This window comes from Sphingomonas pseudosanguinis (genome assembly GCF_052056765.1).
GTDB classification, from domain to species: Bacteria; Pseudomonadota; Alphaproteobacteria; order Sphingomonadales; family Sphingomonadaceae; genus Sphingomonas; species Sphingomonas pseudosanguinis.
This window is the reverse complement of record NZ_CP189888.1, coordinates 349,303-369,938: the sequence shown is the minus strand read 5'-3', so window position 1 is coordinate 369,938 and position 20,636 is coordinate 349,303. Positions and strand designations below refer to the sequence as shown.

The window sequence follows — 20,636 nt, the reverse complement described above, 5'->3', positions numbered from 1 at the left end:
AGCCCCTCCCGCAAGCGAGTTTCAGGTCGGTCATGCCCCCGGCATGACCTAAGCGATGCGGGGCATCGTTTACCTGAAACTGGGTTTGGGGAGGGCAAGGCCGCGAGCGGTGGTCTCGGTGAGACTTCCTTCCCTCCCCCATCCCCTCCCGCCTGCGGGAGGGGAGCGGCTAGAGGTTAGCGTAGGACGCTATCAGAACCCCTTCTTCAGCGTCACGAACCACTGGCGCGGTGCGCCCGCGAGCAGCGTCTGCGCGGTGCCATTGGGATCGCTCGCGGTGAACCCGCCGCTGCCGATGGTCGAGATATAGCGCTTGTCGGTCAGGTTGGTCACGCTGCCCTCGATCGCAAAGCCACCCCAGGCTTCGGGGAAGCGATAGCCGATGCTCGCATCGACGAGCACGCGCCCCGCCACCGACTGATCGTTCAGATAGGTGAAGTAGCGCTTCGACATATAGTCCGCGCCGACCCGGCCGAAGAACCGGCTGTCGTCATAGACCAGCTCGCCCTTGACCATGTTCTGCGGCGTGTCGACGACGTAGCGGCCCTTCTCGGCGAGCAGATTGCCCGATCCGTCGCGCACCGTCTGCTGATAGGTGGCATGGTTGTAGGAATAGCTGGCCAGTGCCGAGAAGGCCGGGGTCAGGCGGTAGAAGGCCGAGACCTCCGCGCCATAGCTTTCCACACCGCCGACATTGTTCAGCGTCGGCGGCAGACCCTGGATCGCGGTGCCGATCGAATAGGTCAGCAGCCGGTCGGAGAAATCGATATAATAGCCGACCGCCGACAGCTGCAGCCCGCCGGTGCGATAGCGCACGCCGCCTTCGGCCGTCTTCGACTTTTCGGGGCGCACGGTATTCGCGACCGCGTTGAACGCCGCCTGGCTGATCGAGAAGGGCGGCGCGGTCGCGGCGGCGATGAAGGCGCGCATATTCTCGGTATAGCTGGCGAAGACCTCGGCCTGGTTGCCCAGATGCAGGACCGCGCCGACCTGCGGCAGGAACCAGTCCTGGCTCTGGATCTTGCCCCGCGCCAGCGTGCCGGCTAGCAGATTGGCCTGGTTGCGCACCCGCATCCCCTTCCAGCCGCCATTGATGGTCAGCTGACCGATGTCGAGCGTGTCGCCGACCGAATATTGCAGCGTCTCGGTGTCGTACTTGCCGTTCCAGGCGGTCGACATCGGATTCCTCTGGAAATCGCGCGCATCGCGGTTGGGCGTTGCGGTGTCGGTCATGCCATAGAGGCGACGCGCCTGGTGCAGCGTATTGCTCTCATACCAGCCGGTCAGCTCCAGCCTGTTGGCGCCCGTGGTCAGGCCCAACTTCGCGATCGTCCCCGCACGGTCGAGGCTGTACTCGGTGGTGCGGAACGACAAGGGCGTGGGGTTGGTGATCGGCGTCCCATCGGCATTGGGCGCGCCCAACATGGTCGGGCTATAGGGCGTGATCCACGACCCCTGCCCCTTATTGTGGTGGTAATAGCTGGTCGAGGTCAGCGACAGGCTGTCGGTCAGCTTGGCATCGAAGATGATCCCGCCCAGATAATCGCGGCGAAGGCCGGCGGCGTCGTAATAGCCGTCGTCCAGCGTGACGTTCTGCGGATAGGACAGGCCGACGCCCGCATAGGGTGCGGAGAAGCCGTTCAGCGATCCGTTGGCGCGCTGATAGACAGCGGCCGCCGCCTGGTTGTTGGCGATCTTGGCGAGCCGGACCGCCAGCGGATAGTCGTTGGTGATGTTGTCGTTGTACAGGCCACGGCGACGGATGATGTCGTAGCTCAAATCCTGATAGTCATTCTCGCGACGGTCGGAGAAATTGACGAATCCGGTGATCGAGCCGCGATCGCCGAAATCCTTCACCAGCTTGGCATTGGCCTGATGCTGGCGCTGGCTGCCGAACCCCTTCCACTTGTCGGTGGTCAGATAGGCATAGCTGATAGTGCCCTTCAGCCCGCCGCCCAGATCGCCGCTATCGGCGCGGACGAAGGCCCGGATCGTGTCGTTGCTGCCATAGGTGCCCGACGCGGCGAGGCCGGCGACGTCCGAGGGCGCGCGGCTGGTGAACTGGATCGTGCCACCCAGATTGCTGGTCGACGCGGTGCCGAGCGCGCCGGCGCCCTGCGCCACGCTGGTCGCGGCGAGATTTTCGGAGATGATCGCGCGGCTGATATGCAGGCCGTTGGTCGGGCCATAGCTCATATCGCCCAGCGGCACGCCGTCGAGCGTGAAGCCCAGCTGGTTCTGATTGAACCCGCGCAAGGAGATGCGTGTCGACCATTCATAGGCGCCGAACGGGTCGGACGCCTGGAAATTGACGCCGGGCAGCTTCGAGATGGCCTTGAGCGGCGAGGTGCCGGGCGTCAGCCGGCCGAGATCGGCGGCGGTGATCGTCTGCACCTGCCGGCTCTGACCGAAGCCGAGTACGACGACATCGCCCGAAGCACTGGTCTGCTCCCCATCGACCGGCGTGGGATCGGCGGCGACCGGATCGGTCGCGACGCCCGCGACCACGGCCTGCGCGGGCAGCGTCTGCGCCGACGCGCCCGATGCGATCAGCGCCAGCGGCGCGACACCGATCAGAAACTTCACCATGAACTTTGGCCCCCAAATGGCTCGTTAACCCAATGGGCCGGGCGCATGGGGCCGGGGCATGACAGGCCCAAGACAGGCAAATGACCGGTTTGTGACTATTTACGAACCGTTACTCAAAAGCAACGGGCCGCGGCTTGCCTGTTGGATGACAATTCCTCGCCGATACTTGGACTTGCTTGGCACTACAGGTTTGTTCACCCTTCTCCGGCCACCCAATGGCGAGAGTCAATGATCATGGGCACGATAACGGCATCGGCAGGGCTGGGGCGGTAGTTACCGAAGCGCCAATCGGAAAGACGCGATGCATTTTGAATGTGGCTTGGCGCTGGTCAGGAGTTTTTCACTATGATGAACCAAACGATCGGGTTCGCCGCACTGCTGGCCATAGGGGGAATGACATCGCCCGCCTCACCGCCAAAGCCGCGTCATACGACATCTTTTCCCACCGCCTGCCGTGCTTCCGTTCCTGCTCGCTTCTCGGGTCAGCCGTCCCAATGGCTGGGCGCCTGTGTCGCAGGAAAGGCGCAAGGGCTGGGCGTCCTGCGCATCGGTGCGCGGCAACCTTTCGCTTTCCTGGTAGGGCGCATGAAGGAGGGCCGCCCAGCACGCGGCTTGGTCTTCAATACTGACAAATCCTATGCCGCGGCACGGGGCTTCGATGCCCATGGCAGGATATTGGTGGCCGATGGCTATCATCTCAAGGAACAGGACGCCGTCTGGGCCGACGCCGTCCTCGCCGCACGCAGCGTTGGCGACCGGTTCGCGAAGGCCGGCAATGCCGGATCGGCGGCCTATTATCGCCGCTTCGCCTCGGAAATCGAGAATGGTCGCCCCGAATAACAGTTTGTCTTGAGTAAAGGAAACCCAGCCGTGATCTGGAGAATAGGCATTCCGATCGGTTTGCTGGTCTTCACGGCGGCAATTCCAGCCGCGACGCGAAAGTCTGACCGAGCTGTCCGATTTCCAACAACCTGCGCAGCTATTGCGCCGACCGATATTGCCCTCCGCCCAGCGATATGGCTTGGCGATTGTGTCTTAGGCAAGGCTGACGGCCTTGGCATTCTCCGCATGGGTGGGCGGCCACTCCATGCATTTTTCGCAGGGCGAATGAAGGCCGGGCGGCCGGCCAGTGGCCTATTGTTCGACGTGGACAAATCCTATTGGACAGCCCGCGGGTTCGACGCCAAGGGCCATGTGCTTATCGCCGATGGCAATTATCTGAAAGAACAGGACCAGGCGTGGGCCGACGCCGTCCTCGCCGCACGCAGCGTTGGCGACCGGTTCGCGAAGGCCGGCAATGCGGGGTCCGCTGCCTATTATCGCCGCTTCGCCTCGGAAATCGAAAATGGTCGCCCCGAATAACCCCTAGGGCGGTGAAAGGGGCGCCCCACTCGGGAGCGCCCCTTGATCGTCAGCGCGCGATACCGCCCGCCGCCAGCACTGCCAGCGTCACCAGATCGCCGGCGGTCGAGGTCATCGGTGCGATCTGCACCGGCTTTTCCATGCCGATCAGCATCGGGCCGATCATGGAGTCGCCGCCCAGTTCGCGGAGCAGCTTGGCCGAGATATTGGCCGACTGAAGACCCGGCATGATGAGGACGTTCGCCGGACCCGACAGGCGCGAGAAGGGGAAGTTCGCCATCTGCTTGGGGTTCAGCGCGACGTCGGGCGACATATCGCCCTCATATTCGAAACCGACCTGGCGCTTGTCGAGCGCGGCCACGCCGTCGCGGACATTGTCGATCCACTGGCCTTCGGGATTGCCGAAGGTCGAATAGGACAGGAACGCCACGCGCGGCTCATGCCCCATGCGGCGCGCAACCGCGGCGGTGCGCTCGGCGATGTCGGCCAGTTCCTCGCCCGAGGGACGCTCGTTGACCGTGGTGTCGGCGATGAAGACGGTGTGGCTCTGCCCGACGAGCAGATGGATGCCGAACGGCACCTTGCCGTCGACCGGATCGATGACCCGGCGAATCTCGCGGAAGCTCTGCGCATAGGTGCGGGTGATGCCGGTGATCATCGCATCGGCCTGGCCCAGTTGCAGCATCACCGAGCCGAAGATGTTGCGGTCCTGGTTGATGAGCCGCTCGGCATCGCGCTTCAAATAGCCGCGACGCTGGAGCCGCTCGTACAGGAAGTCGACCATCTGCGGCACCATCTCCGAGGTGCGGCTGTTATGGACTTCATATTCCTGCGGGTTGGTGACGCCCAGCGCCGCCAGTCGATCATACACGTCGTCGCGACCGACCAGGACGGGCGTGCCGTAACCACCTTCCTTGAAGGCGATGGCGGCGCGCAGCACGACTTCCTCTTCGCCCTCGGCGAACAGCACGCGCTTGGGATGCGCGCGGGCGCCCTCATAGGCGAGCGTCAGCACCGAGGTGGTCGGGTTCAGGCGCGCGCGCAGCTTCTGGCGATAGGCGTCCATGTCCAGGATCGGCCGCGTCGCCACGCCCGAGTCCATCGCCGCCTTCGCCACCGCCGAGGGAACCAGCTCCATCAGGCGCGGGTCGAACGGCGCGGGGATGATATATTCGGGACCGAAGCTGTGCTGCGTACCGTAGGCCAGCGCGACTTCCTCGGGCACGCGCTGACGCGCCAGTTCGGCGATCGCGTTGGCGGCGGCGATCTTCATCTCGTCATTGATGCCGGTCGCGCGCACGTCGAGCGCGCCGCGGAAGATGAAGGGGAAGCCGATGACGTTGTTGACCTGGTTCGGATAGTCCGAACGGCCGGTCGCCACGATCGCGTCGGGGCGCGCGGCCTTGGCGAGTTCGGGACGGATTTCCGGCTCGGGATTGGCCATCGCGAAGATGATCGGCGACGGCGCCATGTCCTTGACCATCTCGGGCTTCAGCGCACCCGCCGCCGACAGGCCCAGGAAGACGTCCGCCCCGTGCAGCGCCTCGGTCAGGGTGCGGCGGTCGGTGACGGCGGCATGCGCCGACTGCCACTGATTGATGTCGTCGCGGCCCTGATAGATCACGCCGGTGCGGTCGCACATGATGACATTGTCGTGGCGGACGCCCATCGCCTTCATCAGCTCGGTACAGGCGATCGCCGCCGCGCCCGCGCCGTTGACGACGACCTTGATCTCGTCGAGCCGCCGCTTGGTCAGCAGACAGGCGTTGATGAGACCCGCCGCGCAGATGATTGCGGTGCCGTGCTGGTCGTCATGGAAGACCGGGATGTTCATCCGCTCGCGCAGCGTCTGCTCGATGATGAAGCATTCGGGGGCCTTGATGTCTTCCAGGTTGATGCCGCCGAAGCTCGGCTCCATCAACTCGATCGCATCGATGATCCGGTCGACATCCTCGGTCTTCAGCTCGATATCGATCGAGTCGACATCGGCGAAGCGCTTGAAGAGGACGGCCTTGCCCTCCATCACCGGCTTGGACGCCAGCGCGCCGAGATTGCCTAAGCCCAGGATCGCGGTACCGTTGGAGATGACCGCGACCAGATTACCCTTGGCGGTGTAATCATAGGCGGTGGCGGGATCGTCGGCGATGGCCAGCACCGGCACCGCGACGCCGGGCGAATAGGCCAGCGCCAGATCGCGCTGCGTCGCCATCGGCTTGGACGCGATGATCTCGATCTTGCCGGGGCGCCCCTCGGAATGGAACAGCAGGGCCTCGCGCTCGGAGAACTGGTCGGTGGGTTCGTCGGACATGCGCGCGGCCTTCGATGCTGTGGATACAAGGACGCTACGGCTCTTGAAGCTTTCGGACGTGGCTGACAACCCTGTCACGCGGGAGTTTTGCCGCCCTAGGCAAGACGAGCCATCAGCCGTATAAGTTGATCTATGGAGCATGAGCCCGGCATTTTCGAGCAGCGTGACGAGGCGGCGGAGCTGGCCGCCGACGAACGTGCGCTGTCGGATTTCCGGGCGGGCCGTTTCGTGCCGCACGAGAAGATGGCCGAATGGCTGAAGACCTGGGGGACGCCCGATCGCAAGCCCCTGCCCCGCGAATGGCTCGAATAAGCTGGTCGGTCCAGGCCTCGCTGCAACTCGCCGCGATCGTCGATTATCTCGAAGAATTCGATCCCGCCGCAGCCCGACGATTGGGCGTGCGATTGCTGGAACTCGCCGATTCACTAAAGGATTTTCCCGATCGCGGCCGACCGATCGCACAGGGCCGTCGCGAGATGGTGACGGTTCGCCCCTATATTCTACGCTATGTCCATGAGGGCGATACGGTGGTGATCCTCGGTATCCGCCACGCCGCCCAGCTCGCCGAAGATTGAAGATATCTCCATGACCACCCCCACCCCGATGATGGCGCAGTATCTGACGCTGAAGGCCGAGGCCGAGGATTGCCTGCTCTTCTACCGGATGGGCGATTTCTTCGAGCTGTTCTTCGACGATGCGCGCATCGCATCGGGGGTGCTCGACATCGCGCTGACCTCGCGCGGGGAGCATGGCGGCGAGAAAATCCCGATGTGCGGCGTGCCGGTCCATGCCGCGACCGCCTATCTGCAGCGGCTGATCAAGGCCGGGCACCGCGTCGCCATCGCCGAGCAGACCGAGACGCCCGCCGAAGCCAAGGCGCGCGGCGGCTCCAAGGCGCTGGTGTCGCGCGGGATCGTGCGGGTGGTGACGGCGGGCACGCTGACCGAGGAGGCGCTGCTCGACGCCAAATCCGACAACTGGTGCGTCGCGATCGGCGAGGCGGGCGGCGCGGTGGCCTTGGCCGCCGCCGACATCTCGACCGGGCGGTTCGTGGTGATCGATGTGAAGGCCGATGCGCTGGGGGCCGAACTCGCGCGCCTGGCCGCCGCCGAGGTAGTCGCGGCCGAAAATGCCGCGCACGCCGATGCCGCGACGACGCTGCGCCCCTCGGCGACCTTCGACAGCGGCAGCGGCGAAGATCGGTTGAAGCGGCTTTACGGCGTCGCGACGCTGGACGGGTTCGGGCAGTTCACCCGCGCCGGGCTATCGGCGGCCGGCGGGCTGGTCGCCTATCTCGACCACACCGCCAAGGGCGCCCTGCCCTTCCTGCGCCCACCGGTCCTGAGCCAGGCGGCAGGCGCCATGGCGATCGACGCGGCGACGCGCGAAAGCCTGGAGCTGACCCAGACCGCCAATGGCCAGCGGAAAGGCTCGCTGCTCGACGCGGTGGATCGCACGGTGACGGGCGCAGGTGCCCGCGCGCTGGCGGGCGATATCGGCGCGCCATTGATGGACCGCGATGCGATCGAGGCACGGCTCGATCTGGTGCAGCATTTCCATGACGATGCGGCCTTGCGCGAACGGCTGCGTGCGGCGCTGCGGGCATTGCCCGACATCGGCCGCGCCATCGGGCGGATCGCGGCGGGGCGAGGCTCCCCACGCGATCTGGGGCAATTGCGCGACGGGCTCGACGGCGCCTGGGCGCTGTCGGAACAATTGAGCGACGGCCCGCCGCTGCTGCGCGAGACGACACCGCGCCTGCGCGGGCATGGCGCGCTGATCGACCTCCTCCGCCGCGCGCTTGTCCCCTCGCCGCCGATCGAGGCGAGCGAGGGCGGCTATATCGCGGCGGGCTATGACGTGGCGCTCGACGATCTTCGCGATGCGGGCGCGGGCGGACGCCGCGCGATCGCCGCGCTGGAGGCCGAGTTCCGCCAGAAGACCGGCATCACGGCACTCAAGATCCGCCATAACGGCGTGCTCGGCTATCATGTCGAGGTGCCCGCACGCTCGGCCGACGCGCTGATGAAGCCGGAGTCGGGCTTCACCCATCGCCAGACACTGGCGGGCGTGGTCCGCTTCAACACCCCCGAACTACACGAGGTCGCGAGTAAGGTCGCGCAGGCGGGCGCGCATGCGCTCGCCGCCGAAGCCGCGCATCTGGAAGAACTGACCGCCGCCGCGCTGGCCTCGCGGGAGGGGATCGCGGCAACGGCGGATGCGCTCGCCCGACTCGACGTGGCGAGCGGTCTGGCGGAACGCGCGGTCGAAGGCGGCTGGGTGCGACCCGAGCTGGTCGATCACGCCTGTTTCGATGTCACGGGCGGTCGTCACCCGGTCGTCGAGGCGGCGGTGGCACGCTCCGGCGAGCGGTTCGTCGCCAATGATTGTTCGCTGTCGGAGGCGTCACGGCTGTGGCTGGTGACGGGGCCGAACATGGGCGGTAAGTCGACCTTCCTCCGCCAGAACGCGTTGATCGCGGTGCTGGCGCAGGCGGGGTCCTATGTCCCCGCGACCCACGCGAAGATCGGGCTGGTCGACCGGCTCTTCAGCCGGGTCGGCGCCTCGGACAATCTCGCACGCGGCCGCTCGACCTTCATGGTCGAGATGGTCGAGACCGCCGCGATCCTGGCGCAGGCGACGCCGCGCAGCTTCGTCATCCTCGATGAAGTGGGGCGCGGGACCTCGACCTATGACGGCCTTGCCATCGCCTGGGCCGTGGTCGAGGCGATCCATGAGGATAATCGCTGCCGCTGCCTGTTCGCGACCCATTACCATGAACTGACCCGGCTGGCCGAGCGATGCGAGGCGTTGTCGCTCCACCATGTCCGCGCGCGTGAGTGGAAAGGTGAGTTGGTCCTGCTGCACGAGGTGTCGGAGGGTCCGGCGGATCGCTCCTACGGTCTGGCGGTGGCGCGGCTGGCGGGGATGCCGCCCGCGACGGTGGCACGGGCAAAGGCGGTGCTGGCCAAGCTGGAGGCCGGTCGCGCCAAGACCGGCGGGCTGGCGGCAGGGCTCGACGACCTGCCCCTGTTCGCCGCCGCCGCGCAGATCGAAGAGGAACAGTGCGACGCGATTCGGACGGAGGTGGAGAAGCTCGACGTCGATGCCCTGTCGCCGCGCGAGGCACTGGATGCGCTGTACAAGCTGAAGGCGTTGGCGCGGGAGGGGTAAGCTACCCCGTCATTGCGAGCGCAGCGAAGCAATCCAGGGCGTCCTGATCCGGCTCTAGATTGCTTCGCTGCGCTCGCAATGACGCTCGCCCCGATCAGCCTGAGCGAAGTCGAAGGCCACGCCCGATCGCCCCGCCTCAAACGTAGTCCGTGCACTTCGACTTCGGCGCTATGCGCCGAAGTTTATCCTGAGCGGCTGGCCTGCCAGCCAGTCGAAGGGCTCAGTGCGAACGGAGGGTAGGATCAACCCCATCCTCAACATAACTATCAAATCCGGGAAAGTGGGGAGCTTCTGTTGCCCGGTGCTCCCCGTACCGCTGGAGTCCCCTTCTGTTGCCCGGTGGGGTCCGACCGCGCTATTTTGGTGTAATGTCAGGCCGTGAGGCCCTCAATTACGCCGCAATCGCGAGTGCTTCGTTATCGTTGGCACTTGTGTGTATGGGCCGTTGCGGTGGTCCCATTCCGAACGAAAACAGCGCTTTTCAACACACGTCGATCCTGGTTCGGCCCCGTCAGAAACGGTGTCCAAGTACACCACCTTTTATGGTGGAGCCGCCGGGTACTGCCCCCGGGTCCGCTGCGTCTATTACTCGCCGCAGTTTATCGTCATAGCCGGGTGAAACCCGGCAAGAACGGATATAGGAAGCTGGGCGGCATTACGCAAATGCCTTTCGCTCGCCCCATTTTGGGTCCATGGAGGCGCCCATGTTGACCCAGCGGTCCCGTTATGCGCTGCGCGCGATGCTGTTCCTTGCCGAAATGCCGGTCGAAGGGCCGCCGACCTCGATGACCCGCATCGCGGCCGAGGCGAATGTGCCGCGCAAGTTCCTGGAGCTGATCCTCGCCGACCTGAAGGGCGCGAACCTGCTCGACAGCCAGCGCGGCAAGATGGGCGGTTATCGCCTGGCCCGCGCGGCGCACCTGATCTCGCTGGGCGACATCATCCGTACGATCGAGGGGCCGCTGGCGCTGGTACCCTGCGTCAGCCGCACGGCCTATCGCCCGTGCAACGACTGCAAGAGCGAGGCCGACTGCGCCATCCGCCATGCGATGATGCGCGTGCGTGACGAGACGGCGCGGATTCTCGACGGCACCAGCCTGGCCGATGCCACGGCCAGGAAGCTGGCGGCGGCGTAACGGAGCCTATTCCTCCCCTGCAAGGGGAGGTGGCAGGGCGGAGCCCTGACGGAGGGGTGTCGCCCTCTCGATAGCGGGACACCCCTCCACCAGCTTTGCTGGTCCCCCTCCCCTTACAGGGGAGGAATTTCACATATTGCGTCTTACGCCAGAGATAGGATTTTAAGAACGCCGCGCGCGCAGTTCGTCGCGGATTTCGCGGAGCAGCGCGACATCGGCGGGCTCCGCCTTGGGCTCGGCGGCGGCGACCGCCTTTTCCTTCTCGAACATCGTCGTCGCGCGGTTCACGGTGCGGACTAGCAGGAAGATGATGAAGGCGACGATCACGAAATTGACCGCCTGCGTCACGAACGCGCCATAGCCCAGCAACGGCACGCCCGCCTTTTTCAGCGCGGCATAATCGGTCAGTGAGCCGGTATAGCTGGCCGGAATCGGCCCCATGCGGAGGAAATAGCTGGAAAAATCCAGCCCGCCGAAAATCTTGCCGATTACCGGCATCAGCACATCGTCGGTCAGCGAGGTCACGATCTTGCTGAACGCCGCCCCGATGATCACCGCCACCGCCAGGTCGAGCACATTGCCCCGCGCGATGAAGGCGCGAAATTCCTTGAGCATCGCCAAATCCCTCTATTTCTCTGATGCAAAGGGTATCGTCGCTTTTGCCCTTCGCCAAGGGACGCGCGCGTCTTATATAGACCAGACAGTTGACGGAGGAATATTCGAATGCGTCGTCCCGTTCTTGCCCTGACCCCGGTCGTGATGGCTGTCGCTCTGTCCGGCTGCGGCATGAACAGCGTGCCCACGGCGGAGGAAAATGTGAACGCGAAATGGGCCGATGTTCAGGCCGCCTATCAGCGTCGCGCTGACTTGATCCCCAATCTAGAAGCGACCGTGAAGGGTGCAGCCGCCTCGGAAAAGTCGATCCTGACCGAGGTGGTCAACGCGCGCGCCAAGGCGACCTCGGTCCAGGTGACGGGTGCTGACCTGTCCGACCCCGCCAAGATGCAGCAATTCGCGGCAGCGCAGGGACAGCTCAGCGGCTCGCTCGGCCGCCTGCTCGCCAATGTTGAGGCTTATCCAAACCTGAAGAGCCAGGACAATTTCCAGACCTTCATGAGCCAGCTGGAGGGCACCCAGAACCGGATCACCGTGGCAATCCGCGACTATAACAAGGCGGTGCAAGATTATAACACGCGCATCCGCACGTTCCCCGACGCGATCGGTGCGAAGGTTTTCTACGGCGCCAAGCCCAAGACGCCCTATCAGGCGACCACGCTGGGTGCCGAGAACGCGCCCAAGGTGAATTTCGGCAGCTGATCGCTCGCTGATGACCCGGTTCACCCGGCTACTCCGCCCGGTCCTCGGGCTTTGGCTGATCCTCTGCGCCGTCCCCGTGATGGCGCAGAGCTTTCCCAAGTTCGACGGACTGGTCGTCGACGCGGCGAACAAGATCGATCCCGCCACCAAGGCGCAATTGGAGGCGAAGCTGGAGGCGCTGCAAAAGGATACCGGCCGCCAGTTGGTGGTCGCGACCATCCCGGACCTGCAGGGCTATCCGATCGAGGATTATGGCTATCGGCTGGGCCGGGCCTGGGGCGTCGGCCTGAAGGACGTAAACAATGGCGCGATCCTGTTCGTCGCGCCCAATGAAGGCAAGGGCCAACGCGGCCCCCGACTGGAGGTCGGGCGCGGGCTGGAGCCGATCCTGACCGACGCCTGGTCGTCGCAGATGATCCGCACGCTGATGATCCCACGCCTGCGCGAGTCGAGCGACATATCCGGCGCGCTGAACGCAGGCGCGGATGCGGTGATCGCGCAGCTCCGTGCCTCGCCCGAGGAGGCCAAGGCCAAGGTGGCCGAGGCCGCCAAGCAGTTCGACCGCCAGCATCGGCGCAGTGGCGGCGATTCGGACGGCTTTCCGATCCTGATCGTTCTGGTCCTTTTCATCGGCGGCTTCGTCGTGCTGACGATCCTGCGCCGCAAACAGGGCCAGCGATTCCACGACGATGACGATGATGATCGCGGCGGCGGTGGTGGGCGTCGCGGCGGGGGCGGCTGGCCGATCATCCTCTGGGGCCCCGGCTGGGGCAGCGGCGGCGGATCGGGTGGCGGCTGGAGCTCGGGCGGATCGTCCGGCGGCAGCGACGGGTCGTGGTTCGGCGGCGGCTTTACCGGCGGCGGCGGGGGCGATTTCGGCGGCGGCGGCGCATCGGGGGATTGGTGAGATGTTGAGCGAAGCCGATAGCGATCTGGTCACCGCCGCCGTCGCGCGCGCCGAAGCGACCACGGATGCCGAGATCGTCACCATCGTCGCGCCCCGATCGGACGAATATCGCGACGTCGTCTTGTGGTTCGCCGTGCCGGCCATGCTGCTGGTGCCAATGTTCGCGGCGCTCTTCCCCGATCTAGGGCTGAAGCTGCTCGCGCTGGTTCATGACGCATGGAGTGCGCCGGGCGAGGACCTGATCCTGGGCGCGCTGATGATCGCGCAAATCCTGGTCTTCGGCCTGGTCTACGCGCTGCTCGCCCCCGTATCGCGGCGGATCGCGCTCGTACCCAAGAGCATCCGCCATGCCCGCGTCCGGGCGCGCGCCGTCCTGCTGTTCCGCGTCTCGGCCGAGCGGCGGACCGACAGCCGCTACGGCGTGCTGCTCTATCTGTCCGAGGACGAGCATATGGCCGAGATCGTCGCCGACTCCGGGCTGACCGGCAAGGTGGGCCCCGAAACCTGGGGCCGGGCGATGGCGGTGATGCTGCCGCACGTCGCGAAGGGGAATGTCGGCGAAGGGCTGAGCGCGGCGGTCGAACGCATCGGGCTTGTGCTTGCTGAGCATTTCCCCAAGACGGCGGCCGATACCAACGAACTGCCGGACAGACCCATCTCGCTATGACCGATCCCCGTATGGACGCCCCGCTCGAAACCCTGGCCGAGGGGCGGTTCCTGGCGCTGCACAAGCGCGGCACCTGGGAATATGCCGACCGCCCGCGCGACATCCGCGCCGCCGTGATCCTGGCGGTGGAGGACGACCACATCCTGCTGGTCGAGCAATTCCGCATCCCCGTCGGCGCCCCCTGCCTGGAAATGCCCGCCGGCCTGATCGGTGACGAGACCGAGGGCGAAGCGGTGCTCGACGGTGCCGCGCGCGAACTGGAGGAGGAAACCGGCTATCGCCCCTCGCGGATCGAGGCGCTGGGGGAATTCTGTTCCTCACCGGGCATGACCTCGGAGCGGTTCACCTTGGTCCGCGCGACCGGCCTAGTGAAGGTCGGCGAAGGCGGCGGCGATTCGGACGAGCAGATCGTCGTGCACCGGGTGAAGCTGTCCGAGGTTCCGACTTTCATCGCAGAGCGCCGTGCGGCGGGCGTGGTGATGGATGCCAAGCTCCTACTGTTGCTGGGGGGCGGCATCCTGGGCCTTTGAGCTCACGCGAAGCCGCGAAGGCGTGAAGACGATTTATCGCGCGGAGGCGCGGAGGCGCGGAGAGGTCGTATTCGCGGCAGCGAAATATCTCTTACAGCGGCCGTTTGTAGTACGCGTCCGACGCCACCGGACACGCCACCTCCGCGTTCTCTGCGCCTCTGCGCGAACCAATTCTGAAAATCTTCGCGTCATCGCGGCTTCGCGAGAACACATCACGATACGTCGGAACTGACGGGGAGGGGCGAATAGAGTTTGTTCGCGCAGAGGCGCAGAGGACGCAGAGAGAATGAGGTCGCGCAAGCGACACACCGCTCCAACAGGCCGGTGATGATGCGATCCGGATGCGCCGGGCGCGACACCTCCGCGTCTCCGCGCGAACAGACCTTGCTAGGCGCGGCGCGCGAAAGAAAAGCGCCCCGGTTTCAACCGGAGCGCTCGAAGCTCAGCGGAAATTGTCGGCGTAGCTTTGCAGCTTCAGCGTCTTTTGCGGCGTCGGCACGACATGATGGTCGAGGCCTTCGCGCTGGCAATAGGCGATCGCCTCTTCCAGCGTCGCGAAGGTCAGGCGCACCTGCTCCCGCGTATCGCCGCTGCCGGCCCAGCCGGTCAGGGGATCGGGCTTTTTCGCCTCGGTCGGTTCGAATTCGAGTTGCCAGCGATCGGTCCGGTACTTGCCGGATTGCATCGCGTTCTTGGGGCGCTGGAAGATGCGAGCAGTGGCCATAATTCTTGTCCCTTATCGCGAACCGGCGGCTCTTGCATCCGCCTTTTTCGTGCGCAGCGTCGCGGAGGCCGCCGCGGGGTCGTCGGGCCAGGGATGGCGGGGGTAGCGGCCGCGCATTTCCTTGGCCACCGCGCTCCAGCTTCCCGCCCAGAAACCGGGTAGGTCGCGCGTCGTCTGGATCGGACGACCGGCGGGCGAAGTGAGGCTGAGGACCAAAGGCACCCGCTCCGTCCCGATCACCGGATGCTCGGCGAGGCCGAACAGCGCCTGGACACGCAGCTCGACGCGCGGGCCGCCTTCGGCCGCATAATCAATCGCATGACTGCTGCCCGCCGGACTGGTAAAGTGCGACGGCGCCATCGAATCGATCCGCCGCTGATCGTTCCAGTCGACCAGATTGCGGATCGCCTCGGTCAGCGCACCGGGCGCGATGGAATCCAGCCGCCTTTTCCCCGCCACCAGCGCGGGCAGCCAACCGTCCAGCCGTTCGATCAGCGTTTCGTCGTCCAGCGCCACCCCGGCATAGGCGGCGCGCGCGCGGTAGGCCCCTGCCCCCTCGCTCCACGGCAGCAGCGACAGGCCCTGCGCCCGCACGCCCTCTACCAGCGCCTCGGCGATCGCTTCGGGCGAGGTCCCCGAATCGGGACCGCTCGACAGGCGAAGCGCACCCAGTCGCCGTTCGCGCAACGCCTCGACGCCACCGGCCGCGGGGTTGAAAGTGACGGTGCGCCGCGTCTCGATCCGATCGGCGAACAGTGCCTCGACGGTGGCGAGGTCGAGCGGCGCGGCGGACAGGATGCGCGCGCCCGAGGCGGCGCCCTGGGTCTCACCCACCGCCAGCCACTCCGAACTCGCCAGCCCCGAGGCCGGATCGAGCCGGAAGCCACGGCCGCCGACGCTTGCCCAATTCTCGCCCGTGCCGTCGCGCCGCCGCGCCACCCGGTCGGGATAGGCGAGCGCGAGGCAAACGCCCGCCGGGTGATCCCATCCCTCCTGCTCGACCGGCTTGGGGGCGAGGCCCGTCCAGCGCTTCGCCATCTGGCGCGCGGCTTCGGCCTTGGGGCCCCGCTCGGTTCGCCAGCGACGCAGGCGCTGTTCGACATCGACATCCTGCCCGCCAATACCCCGCTCGCCGAGCAGCACCGCAACCTCGGCAGCGGTGGACGCCAATCCCCGTTCGCCGCTCCGGATCAGCATATGCGCCAGGCGCGGCGGCATGGGCAGTTTCGCGATCGCCTTGCCATGCGCGGTCGGGCGGCCGCTATCGTCCAGCGCCTCCAGTACGGTGAGCCGCGCACGGGCCTCGGCGACGGCGGCCTCGGGTGGCGGGTCGAGCCAGGGCAGCGCGCGCGGATCGCTCACGCCCCAGAGCGCGGTGCCGAGCAGCAGCGCCGACAGGTCCGCCTCCAGGATTTCGGGCGGATCGAAGCGCGGCAGGCCCGCCGTCGCGGCCTCTTCCCACAGGCGATAGGCGACGCCCGGCGACTGGCGCGCGGCGCGACCCGCGCGCTGGACGACGGCGGCCTGGCTGGCGCGTTCGGTGACGAGCCGGGTCATGCCCGCCGCACGGTCGTAACGCGGGCGGCGCGCCAGCCCCAAATCGACCACGATCCGCACCCCGTCGAGCGTCAGGCTGGTCTCCGCGATCGAGGTCGCCAGTACGACCCGCCGCCGCCCCTCCGGATCACGCCGGATCGCCGCGCGCTGCGCCGCCGGGTCGAGCGAGCCGTGGAGTTCGTGGATGGCGATGGCGGAGGGCAGGTTCGCCAGCCGCTCGGCGGTGCGGGCGATCTCGGCGGTGCCGGGCAGGAAGGCGAGGATGTCGCCATCCGCCTCGTCTTGCAGCGCGCGGCGGATGGCGGCGGCGACCGAGTCCTCGATTCGCGCCTCCGCCGCGCGGCCGAGATGGCGCAGGGTCAGGGGATAGCTGCGCCCCTCGCTCTCGATCACGGGTGCGTCGCCCATCAGGCTGGAGAAGCGGCGGCCGTCGAGCGTCGCGGACATGGCGACCAGCCGCAGGTCGGGACGGAGGCCCGCTTGTGCGTCCAACGCCAGCGCCAGGCCGAAATCGCCATCGAGGCTGCGTTCGTGCACTTCGTCGAACAGCACCGCCGACACGTCCGCCAGTTCGGGATCGGCCTGGATGCGCGCGACGAAGATGCCTTCGGTGACGACGGTCACGCGGGTCGCGGCGCTGACCTTCGTATCCATGCGCGTGGCATAGCCGAAGGTGCGGCCGACCGGCTCTTCGGAGAGTGCGGCCATGCGCTCGGCGGCGGCACGCGCGGCGAGGCGGCGGGGGGATAGAAGCAGGACTTCGCCGGTGCACCAGGGCTGGTCGAGCAATGCAGGCGCGACGGCGGTGGTCTTGCCCGCACCGGGGGGTGCGACGAGGACGGCGTTGGGGGCGTCGGCGAGCGCGGTCAGCAGGTCGGGCAGAACGGCGGTGACGGGCAGGGTCATCGGGGTGCGATACGGGGTTTGGCGGGCGGGGTGAAGACCGGCACCACACCCCCGCTCAGCCCCCGACGTCCGTTCAACTCCCAATCTCCGTTCAGCCTGAGCGTAGTCGAAGGCCACGGGAAAGCGTGTCCGATTGGCGAATGTTGGGGCGTAGGCTTCGACTTCGCTCAGCCTGAACGGAGGTTGGGGTTATAGCCCTGCCGGGCGTACCGCCCCGGCGAAGGCCGGGGCCCAGCTTCCACCACGTCGGTGGCGCGCGATGCGAAGCGGGGGAGTCAACCGCGTCGCGCCTTCGATCATTCACGACAACTGGACCCCGGCCTTCGCCGGGGTGTTGCGGGATTTGGGGCTGCGGGAAAGCTTAATATGCCCGCGCGACGGCGAACTCGACGGCTTCGATCATCGCGCTCTTCGCCGGACCATCCGCGAAACCCCGGATCGCCTCGATCGCCAGGCCGCCATAATGCCGCGCGCGCGCCATCGTGTCGTCGACCGCGCGGCTCTTGCGAACCAGCGCGATGGCGTGGGCGAAGTCCTCGTCCGACGTCCGGCGCCCCTCGACCGCGTCCTTCCAGAACTGGCGCTCCTCGTCGTTCGCGCGGGCATAGGCCAGGATCACCGGCAGGGTCATCTTGCCTTCGCGGAAATCGTCGCCCGCATCCTTGCCCATCGTCCCTGCGTCCGAGACATAGTCGATCGCATCGTCGATCAGCTGGAACGCGATGCCCAAATTCCGGCCATAGGCCTCCAGCGCCAGTTCCTCCGCCTCGGGCCGCTCGGCGACGACCGCCGCGATGCGGCAGGCGGCGGCGAAGAGTGCTGCGGTCTTGGCGTCGATGATCGAGAGATAGCGTTCCTCAGGGAGCCCCACCTGCCGCACGGCGGTCAGCTGGTTCACCTCGCCCTCGGCGATGACCGCTGACGCACCCGACAGGATGTTCAGCACCTTCAGGCTGCCCGCATCGACCATCAGTTGGAACGAGCGGCTGAACAGGAAGTCGCCGACCAGGACGCTCGCCGGATTGCCCCAGATGATGTTGGCGGTGCGACGCCCACGCCGCAGGTCCGATCCGTCGACGACATCGTCGTGCAGCAGCGTGGCGGTGTGGATGAACTCGACCGCCGCCGCCAGCACATGGTGACTGGTGCCCTGGTATCCGAGCAGCTGGGCGCTGGCGAGCGTCAGCATCGGACGCATCCGCTTGCCGCCGCCCGAGATTAGATGCCCGGCCAGCTGCGGGATCAACGGGATCTCCGAGCGCATCCGGTCGATGATCACCTGGTTCACGGCGTTCATGTCGTCGGCCACCAGCCGGATCATCGGGTCCAGCGAGGGCGCGGGCTTGGCGAGGCGGGTGGCGGTTACGGTCATGGGCAGGTAAGAGCCTCTGGCGACAACGCTTGCCGAACGCAAGCCTAAGCGCGAAAGGGCGGGCGCGAAATCGCGTCCATCCGTCCGCGCCAGAGGAGATACGCCCATCATGTCCGACACCGTGCTGACCGGTTATCGCCAGTCGATCGACAATATCGATGCCGCGCTGGTCTTCATGCTGGCCGAGCGGTTCAAGATCACCCAGGCGGTCGGGCGCTATAAGGCGGAGAACGAACTGCCCCCCGCCGATCCCGGCCGCGAGGAGACGCAGATCGCGCGCCTGCGCCAGCTGGCGAGCGATGCGCAGCTCGACCCTGAATTTTCCGAGAAATTCCTGCGCTTCATCATCGACGAAGTGATCCGCCACCACGAAGGCTTTCGCGGCTGATGGCGTTTCTGCTCGCGATCGAGGGGGCGGACGGCGCCGGCAAGGCGACCGCGACGGCGGCCGTCACCGAGCGGCTGAACGCCGCCGGGCTGTCGGCGGCGGCCTTGTCCTTTCCGCGCTATGCCGAGACGGTGGGCGGTTGGGCGCTGGGCGAGTATCTGGCGGGCCGCCTGCCCCATGCCGCCGCGCCCGAGACGGCGGCGACGCTCTATGCGCTCGACCGATTCGAATCGCGCCCACATCTGGTTGAACTGGCGGAGGCGCATGACGTCATCGTCTTCGATCGCTATATCGCGTCGAACATGGCCTATCAGGCAGCCCAAGTGCCGCCCGACCGGGCGGAAGCGCTGCTGCAATGGATCGAGCAGCTGGAGACGGTGCAGTTCCGCCTGCCGGCACCGCATCTGTCGGTCTATCTCGACACGCCGCTGGACATCGCGCGCGACCTGATCGCCCGCAAGCGCAAGCGGAGTTACACCGACGACACCTATGACGCCTATGAGGCGGACCTGGGGCTTCAGGCGCGGGTGCGGGCGAACTATGCCGCGATGGCGGACGGCGCGATGCTGGGCGAATGGGTGACGGTATCGACCGTGGCCGGCGGGAATTTACGTGATCCGGCGGAAATCGCGGACGAGATTACCGAGCTCGTGACGCGGCGTCTACGCTGACCGTTCCCCGGTAGCTTGCTGTTCCCCGGCGAAGGCCGGGGTCCAGTTTCTTGGCGCCATCGAGGGCGCGAGGTAGTTGCCGCTCATGCTACCTTTTGGCGCACCACCAGCCGAGAAGGAACTGGGCCCCAGCCTTCGCTGGGGAACGGATATATTGGGCTCGCGGGCTTCCTCCCTCGGCCGGGCGATCATCGATCTCACGCGAAGTCGCGATGCCGCGAAGAGAAGAAGATTGGTTCGCGCGGAGGCGCGGAGGACGCGGAGGTGCCGCACTCGCGGCTCTTGCCGCCCTTCTTCCTCAAGCCAATCAAAGTAGAGAACTGCGCGCCGTCGCGCGCGATACATCTCTGCGCCTCCGCGCGAAATCAAAATCTTCGCGACATCGCGGCTTCGCGTGAACCAGAATCCGAGCGACGTTCCTCAGTTCGAAGCGCGGATCGTCCCCGCCAGCGGTGCGAAGCGGGCAACCTGCTGGCCGACCAGCCGCAGCTGCCCCTCGACCGTCGCGTCGCCGATGCGCCCTTCCGCGTCGAAGCGCGTCTGCTGTGTGTTGACCGCCGCCGCGAACGGCGTCGGCCAGCCGCGCAACGCATGGACGATCGAGCGCAGCGCCGCGATGGTCGAGCCCGTCGCCTGCCAGCCATAAGCGGTGGCGATCAGCCCCACCGGCAGGTCGGCGAAATAGGGCCGGTCGTCCTTCGCCGTTTCCTCCAGCAGGTCGAGCGCGTTCTTTACGAGCCCTGAGATGCTGCCATGATAGCCGGGGCTGGCGATGATGATCGCCGAGGCCTGGCGCACGGTCTCGACGAACAGCCGCTCGTCCTCGGTCCGCGTCGCGGCCCGCGGGTTGTAGAGCGGCAGCTGCGCCAGATCCTCGCCGCCGAAGACATGGGTGCGAAACCCCTCATCGGCCGCAGCCGTCATCGCGATGCGCAGCGCCCGCTCGGTCGAGGAGACGCTGCCGATCGTTCCGCCGATGCCGACGACGAGCGGGGAAGAGGAGGAACTGGCCATTCCATGCCTTTCAC

Annotated in this window: 19 protein-coding genes and 1 other RNA gene; 12 read left to right on the top strand and 8 right to left on the bottom strand. The window is 66.6% G+C overall.

Translation table 11 applies throughout. The features are described 5' to 3' along the window. Nucleotides 1-192: 192 nt before the first annotated feature. Complete coding sequence (locus tag ACQHGV_RS01645; RefSeq protein WP_440979187.1) at nt 193-2,589, bottom strand: TonB-dependent receptor; 2,397 nt, start codon at nt 2,587-2,589, stop codon at nt 193-195. A 612-nt stretch (nt 2,590-3,201) separates the two neighbouring features. Between ACQHGV_RS01645 and ACQHGV_RS01640 the strand changes: the two genes are divergently transcribed. Beyond that, nucleotides 3,202-3,429 carry a hypothetical protein gene (locus ACQHGV_RS01640; protein WP_440979186.1) on the top strand — a complete coding sequence of 76 codons (228 nt, stop codon included), beginning with the start codon at nt 3,202-3,204 and terminating at the stop codon, nt 3,427-3,429. Between the two features lie 267 nt (nt 3,430-3,696). After that, on the top strand, nt 3,697-3,951 hold the full coding sequence (locus tag ACQHGV_RS01635) for a hypothetical protein (RefSeq protein ID WP_440979185.1): 255 nt from the start codon (nt 3,697-3,699) through the stop codon (nt 3,949-3,951). A 49-nt stretch (nt 3,952-4,000) separates the two neighbouring features. Here ACQHGV_RS01635 and ACQHGV_RS01630 read toward each other — a convergent pair whose 3' ends face one another. Next, on the bottom strand, nt 4,001-6,259 hold the full coding sequence (locus ACQHGV_RS01630) for an NADP-dependent malic enzyme (RefSeq protein ID WP_440979184.1): 2,259 nt from the start codon (nt 6,257-6,259) through the stop codon (nt 4,001-4,003). Nucleotides 6,260-6,391: 132 nt separating this feature from the next. On the opposite strand from ACQHGV_RS01630, the gene ACQHGV_RS01625 reads away from it, so the two are divergent. From ACQHGV_RS01625 to mutS, 3 genes are read left to right on the top strand one after another with little or no spacing between them, the layout of a single operon-like run. Beyond that, complete coding sequence (locus ACQHGV_RS01625) at nt 6,392-6,571, top strand: antitoxin (protein WP_183952893.1); 180 nt, start codon at nt 6,392-6,394, stop codon at nt 6,569-6,571. Then, nucleotides 6,559-6,834 carry a type II toxin-antitoxin system RelE/ParE family toxin gene (locus tag ACQHGV_RS01620; protein ID WP_183952894.1) on the top strand — a complete coding sequence of 92 codons (276 nt, stop codon included), beginning with the start codon at nt 6,559-6,561 and terminating at the stop codon, nt 6,832-6,834. Before ACQHGV_RS01625 ends, ACQHGV_RS01620 begins: the two co-directional genes overlap by 13 nt. Before the next feature lie 28 nt (nt 6,835-6,862). Next, nucleotides 6,863-9,433: a DNA mismatch repair protein MutS gene (gene mutS / locus ACQHGV_RS01615; RefSeq protein WP_440980105.1), complete on the top strand. Its 2,571-nt coding sequence runs from the start codon at nt 6,863-6,865 to the stop codon at nt 9,431-9,433. 318 nt (nt 9,434-9,751) lie between these two features. Here the strand turns inward: mutS and ssrA are convergent. Further along, nucleotides 9,752-10,100, bottom strand: a transfer-messenger RNA (tmRNA) gene (gene ssrA, locus ACQHGV_RS01610). A gap of 37 nt (nt 10,101-10,137) precedes the next feature. On the opposite strand from ssrA, the gene ACQHGV_RS01605 reads away from it, so the two are divergent. Further along, entirely contained in the window at nt 10,138-10,569 is a 432-nt protein-coding gene (locus ACQHGV_RS01605; protein ID WP_409789350.1) for an RrF2 family transcriptional regulator, read from the top strand. 162 nt (nt 10,570-10,731) lie between these two features. Here ACQHGV_RS01605 and mscL read toward each other — a convergent pair whose 3' ends face one another. After that, entirely contained in the window at nt 10,732-11,184 is a 453-nt protein-coding gene (gene mscL, locus ACQHGV_RS01600; RefSeq protein WP_440979183.1) for a large conductance mechanosensitive channel protein MscL, read from the bottom strand. A 108-nt stretch (nt 11,185-11,292) separates the two neighbouring features. Between mscL and ACQHGV_RS01595 the strand changes: the two genes are divergently transcribed. The 4 genes from ACQHGV_RS01595 to ACQHGV_RS01580 are packed head-to-tail and all read left to right on the top strand — an operon-like array spanning nt 11,293 to nt 13,990. Continuing rightward, nucleotides 11,293-11,886, top strand: coding sequence for a LemA family protein (locus ACQHGV_RS01595; protein WP_440979182.1), 594 nt, complete (start codon nt 11,293-11,295; stop codon nt 11,884-11,886). Between the two features lie 10 nt (nt 11,887-11,896). After that, the gene (locus ACQHGV_RS01590) at nt 11,897-12,793 is read left to right on the top strand and encodes a TPM domain-containing protein (protein ID WP_440979181.1); all 897 of its coding nucleotides are present in this window, start codon (nt 11,897-11,899) and stop codon (nt 12,791-12,793) included. 1 nt (nt 12,794) lies between these two features. Next, the gene (locus tag ACQHGV_RS01585; protein WP_440979180.1) at nt 12,795-13,460 is read left to right on the top strand and encodes a TPM domain-containing protein; all 666 of its coding nucleotides are present in this window, start codon (nt 12,795-12,797) and stop codon (nt 13,458-13,460) included. Continuing rightward, nucleotides 13,457-13,990 carry an NUDIX hydrolase gene (locus ACQHGV_RS01580; RefSeq protein WP_440979179.1) on the top strand — a complete coding sequence of 178 codons (534 nt, stop codon included), beginning with the start codon at nt 13,457-13,459 and terminating at the stop codon, nt 13,988-13,990. Before ACQHGV_RS01585 ends, ACQHGV_RS01580 begins: the two co-directional genes overlap by 4 nt. A gap of 442 nt (nt 13,991-14,432) precedes the next feature. Here ACQHGV_RS01580 and ACQHGV_RS01575 read toward each other — a convergent pair whose 3' ends face one another. The 3 genes from ACQHGV_RS01575 to ACQHGV_RS01565 form a co-directional block, all read right to left on the bottom strand. Next, nucleotides 14,433-14,714, bottom strand: a complete 282-nt coding sequence (locus ACQHGV_RS01575; protein WP_440979178.1) for an ETC complex I subunit — start codon at nt 14,712-14,714, stop codon at nt 14,433-14,435. A gap of 12 nt (nt 14,715-14,726) precedes the next feature. Continuing rightward, nucleotides 14,727-17,177, bottom strand: a complete 2,451-nt coding sequence (gene hrpB, locus ACQHGV_RS01570; protein WP_440979177.1) for an ATP-dependent helicase HrpB — start codon at nt 17,175-17,177, stop codon at nt 14,727-14,729. Between the two features lie 361 nt (nt 17,178-17,538). Continuing rightward, the gene (locus ACQHGV_RS01565; RefSeq protein ID WP_183952902.1) at nt 17,539-18,549 is read right to left on the bottom strand and encodes a polyprenyl synthetase family protein; all 1,011 of its coding nucleotides are present in this window, start codon (nt 18,547-18,549) and stop codon (nt 17,539-17,541) included. Nucleotides 18,550-18,658: 109 nt separating this feature from the next. Between ACQHGV_RS01565 and ACQHGV_RS01560 the strand changes: the two genes are divergently transcribed. Together ACQHGV_RS01560 and ACQHGV_RS01555 are read left to right on the top strand one after the other, a co-directional pair. Next, nucleotides 18,659-18,937 (top strand): chorismate mutase, encoded by a 279-nt coding sequence (locus ACQHGV_RS01560; RefSeq protein WP_183952903.1) that lies wholly within the window; start codon nt 18,659-18,661, stop codon nt 18,935-18,937. Continuing rightward, the gene (locus ACQHGV_RS01555) at nt 18,937-19,608 is read left to right on the top strand and encodes a thymidylate kinase (protein WP_440979176.1); all 672 of its coding nucleotides are present in this window, start codon (nt 18,937-18,939) and stop codon (nt 19,606-19,608) included. Before ACQHGV_RS01560 ends, ACQHGV_RS01555 begins: the two co-directional genes overlap by 1 nt. Nucleotides 19,609-20,028: 420 nt before the next feature. Here ACQHGV_RS01555 and ACQHGV_RS01550 read toward each other — a convergent pair whose 3' ends face one another. Further along, the gene (locus tag ACQHGV_RS01550) at nt 20,029-20,622 is read right to left on the bottom strand and encodes an NADPH-dependent FMN reductase (RefSeq protein WP_440979175.1); all 594 of its coding nucleotides are present in this window, start codon (nt 20,620-20,622) and stop codon (nt 20,029-20,031) included. Nucleotides 20,623-20,636: the final 14 nt, after the last annotated feature.

Coding starts and splice junctions, on each gene's coding strand:
- ACQHGV_RS01645 (WP_440979187.1), bottom strand. CDS start 2,589: ATGGTGAAGTTTCTGATCGGTGTCGCGCCGCTGGCGCTGATCGCATCG.
- ACQHGV_RS01635 (WP_440979185.1), top strand. CDS start 3,697: ATGAAGGCCGGGCGGCCGGCCAGTGGCCTATTGTTCGACGTGGACAAA.
- ACQHGV_RS01630 (WP_440979184.1), bottom strand. CDS start 6,259: ATGTCCGACGAACCCACCGACCAGTTCTCCGAGCGCGAGGCCCTGCTG.
- ACQHGV_RS01625 (WP_183952893.1), top strand. CDS start 6,392: ATGGAGCATGAGCCCGGCATTTTCGAGCAGCGTGACGAGGCGGCGGAG.
- ACQHGV_RS01620 (WP_183952894.1), top strand. CDS start 6,559: ATGGCTCGAATAAGCTGGTCGGTCCAGGCCTCGCTGCAACTCGCCGCG.
- mutS (WP_440980105.1), top strand. CDS start 6,863: ATGATGGCGCAGTATCTGACGCTGAAGGCCGAGGCCGAGGATTGCCTG.
- ACQHGV_RS01605 (WP_409789350.1), top strand. CDS start 10,138: ATGTTGACCCAGCGGTCCCGTTATGCGCTGCGCGCGATGCTGTTCCTT.
- mscL (WP_440979183.1), bottom strand. CDS start 11,184: ATGCTCAAGGAATTTCGCGCCTTCATCGCGCGGGGCAATGTGCTCGAC.
- ACQHGV_RS01595 (WP_440979182.1), top strand. CDS start 11,293: ATGCGTCGTCCCGTTCTTGCCCTGACCCCGGTCGTGATGGCTGTCGCT.
- ACQHGV_RS01590 (WP_440979181.1), top strand. CDS start 11,897: ATGACCCGGTTCACCCGGCTACTCCGCCCGGTCCTCGGGCTTTGGCTG.
- ACQHGV_RS01585 (WP_440979180.1), top strand. CDS start 12,795: ATGTTGAGCGAAGCCGATAGCGATCTGGTCACCGCCGCCGTCGCGCGC.
- ACQHGV_RS01580 (WP_440979179.1), top strand. CDS start 13,457: ATGACCGATCCCCGTATGGACGCCCCGCTCGAAACCCTGGCCGAGGGG.
- ACQHGV_RS01575 (WP_440979178.1), bottom strand. CDS start 14,714: ATGGCCACTGCTCGCATCTTCCAGCGCCCCAAGAACGCGATGCAATCC.
- hrpB (WP_440979177.1), bottom strand. CDS start 17,177: ATGACCCTGCCCGTCACCGCCGTTCTGCCCGACCTGCTGACCGCGCTC.
- ACQHGV_RS01565 (WP_183952902.1), bottom strand. CDS start 18,549: ATGACCGTAACCGCCACCCGCCTCGCCAAGCCCGCGCCCTCGCTGGAC.
- ACQHGV_RS01560 (WP_183952903.1), top strand. CDS start 18,659: ATGTCCGACACCGTGCTGACCGGTTATCGCCAGTCGATCGACAATATC.
- ACQHGV_RS01555 (WP_440979176.1), top strand. CDS start 18,937: ATGGCGTTTCTGCTCGCGATCGAGGGGGCGGACGGCGCCGGCAAGGCG.
- ACQHGV_RS01550 (WP_440979175.1), bottom strand. CDS start 20,622: ATGGCCAGTTCCTCCTCTTCCCCGCTCGTCGTCGGCATCGGCGGAACG.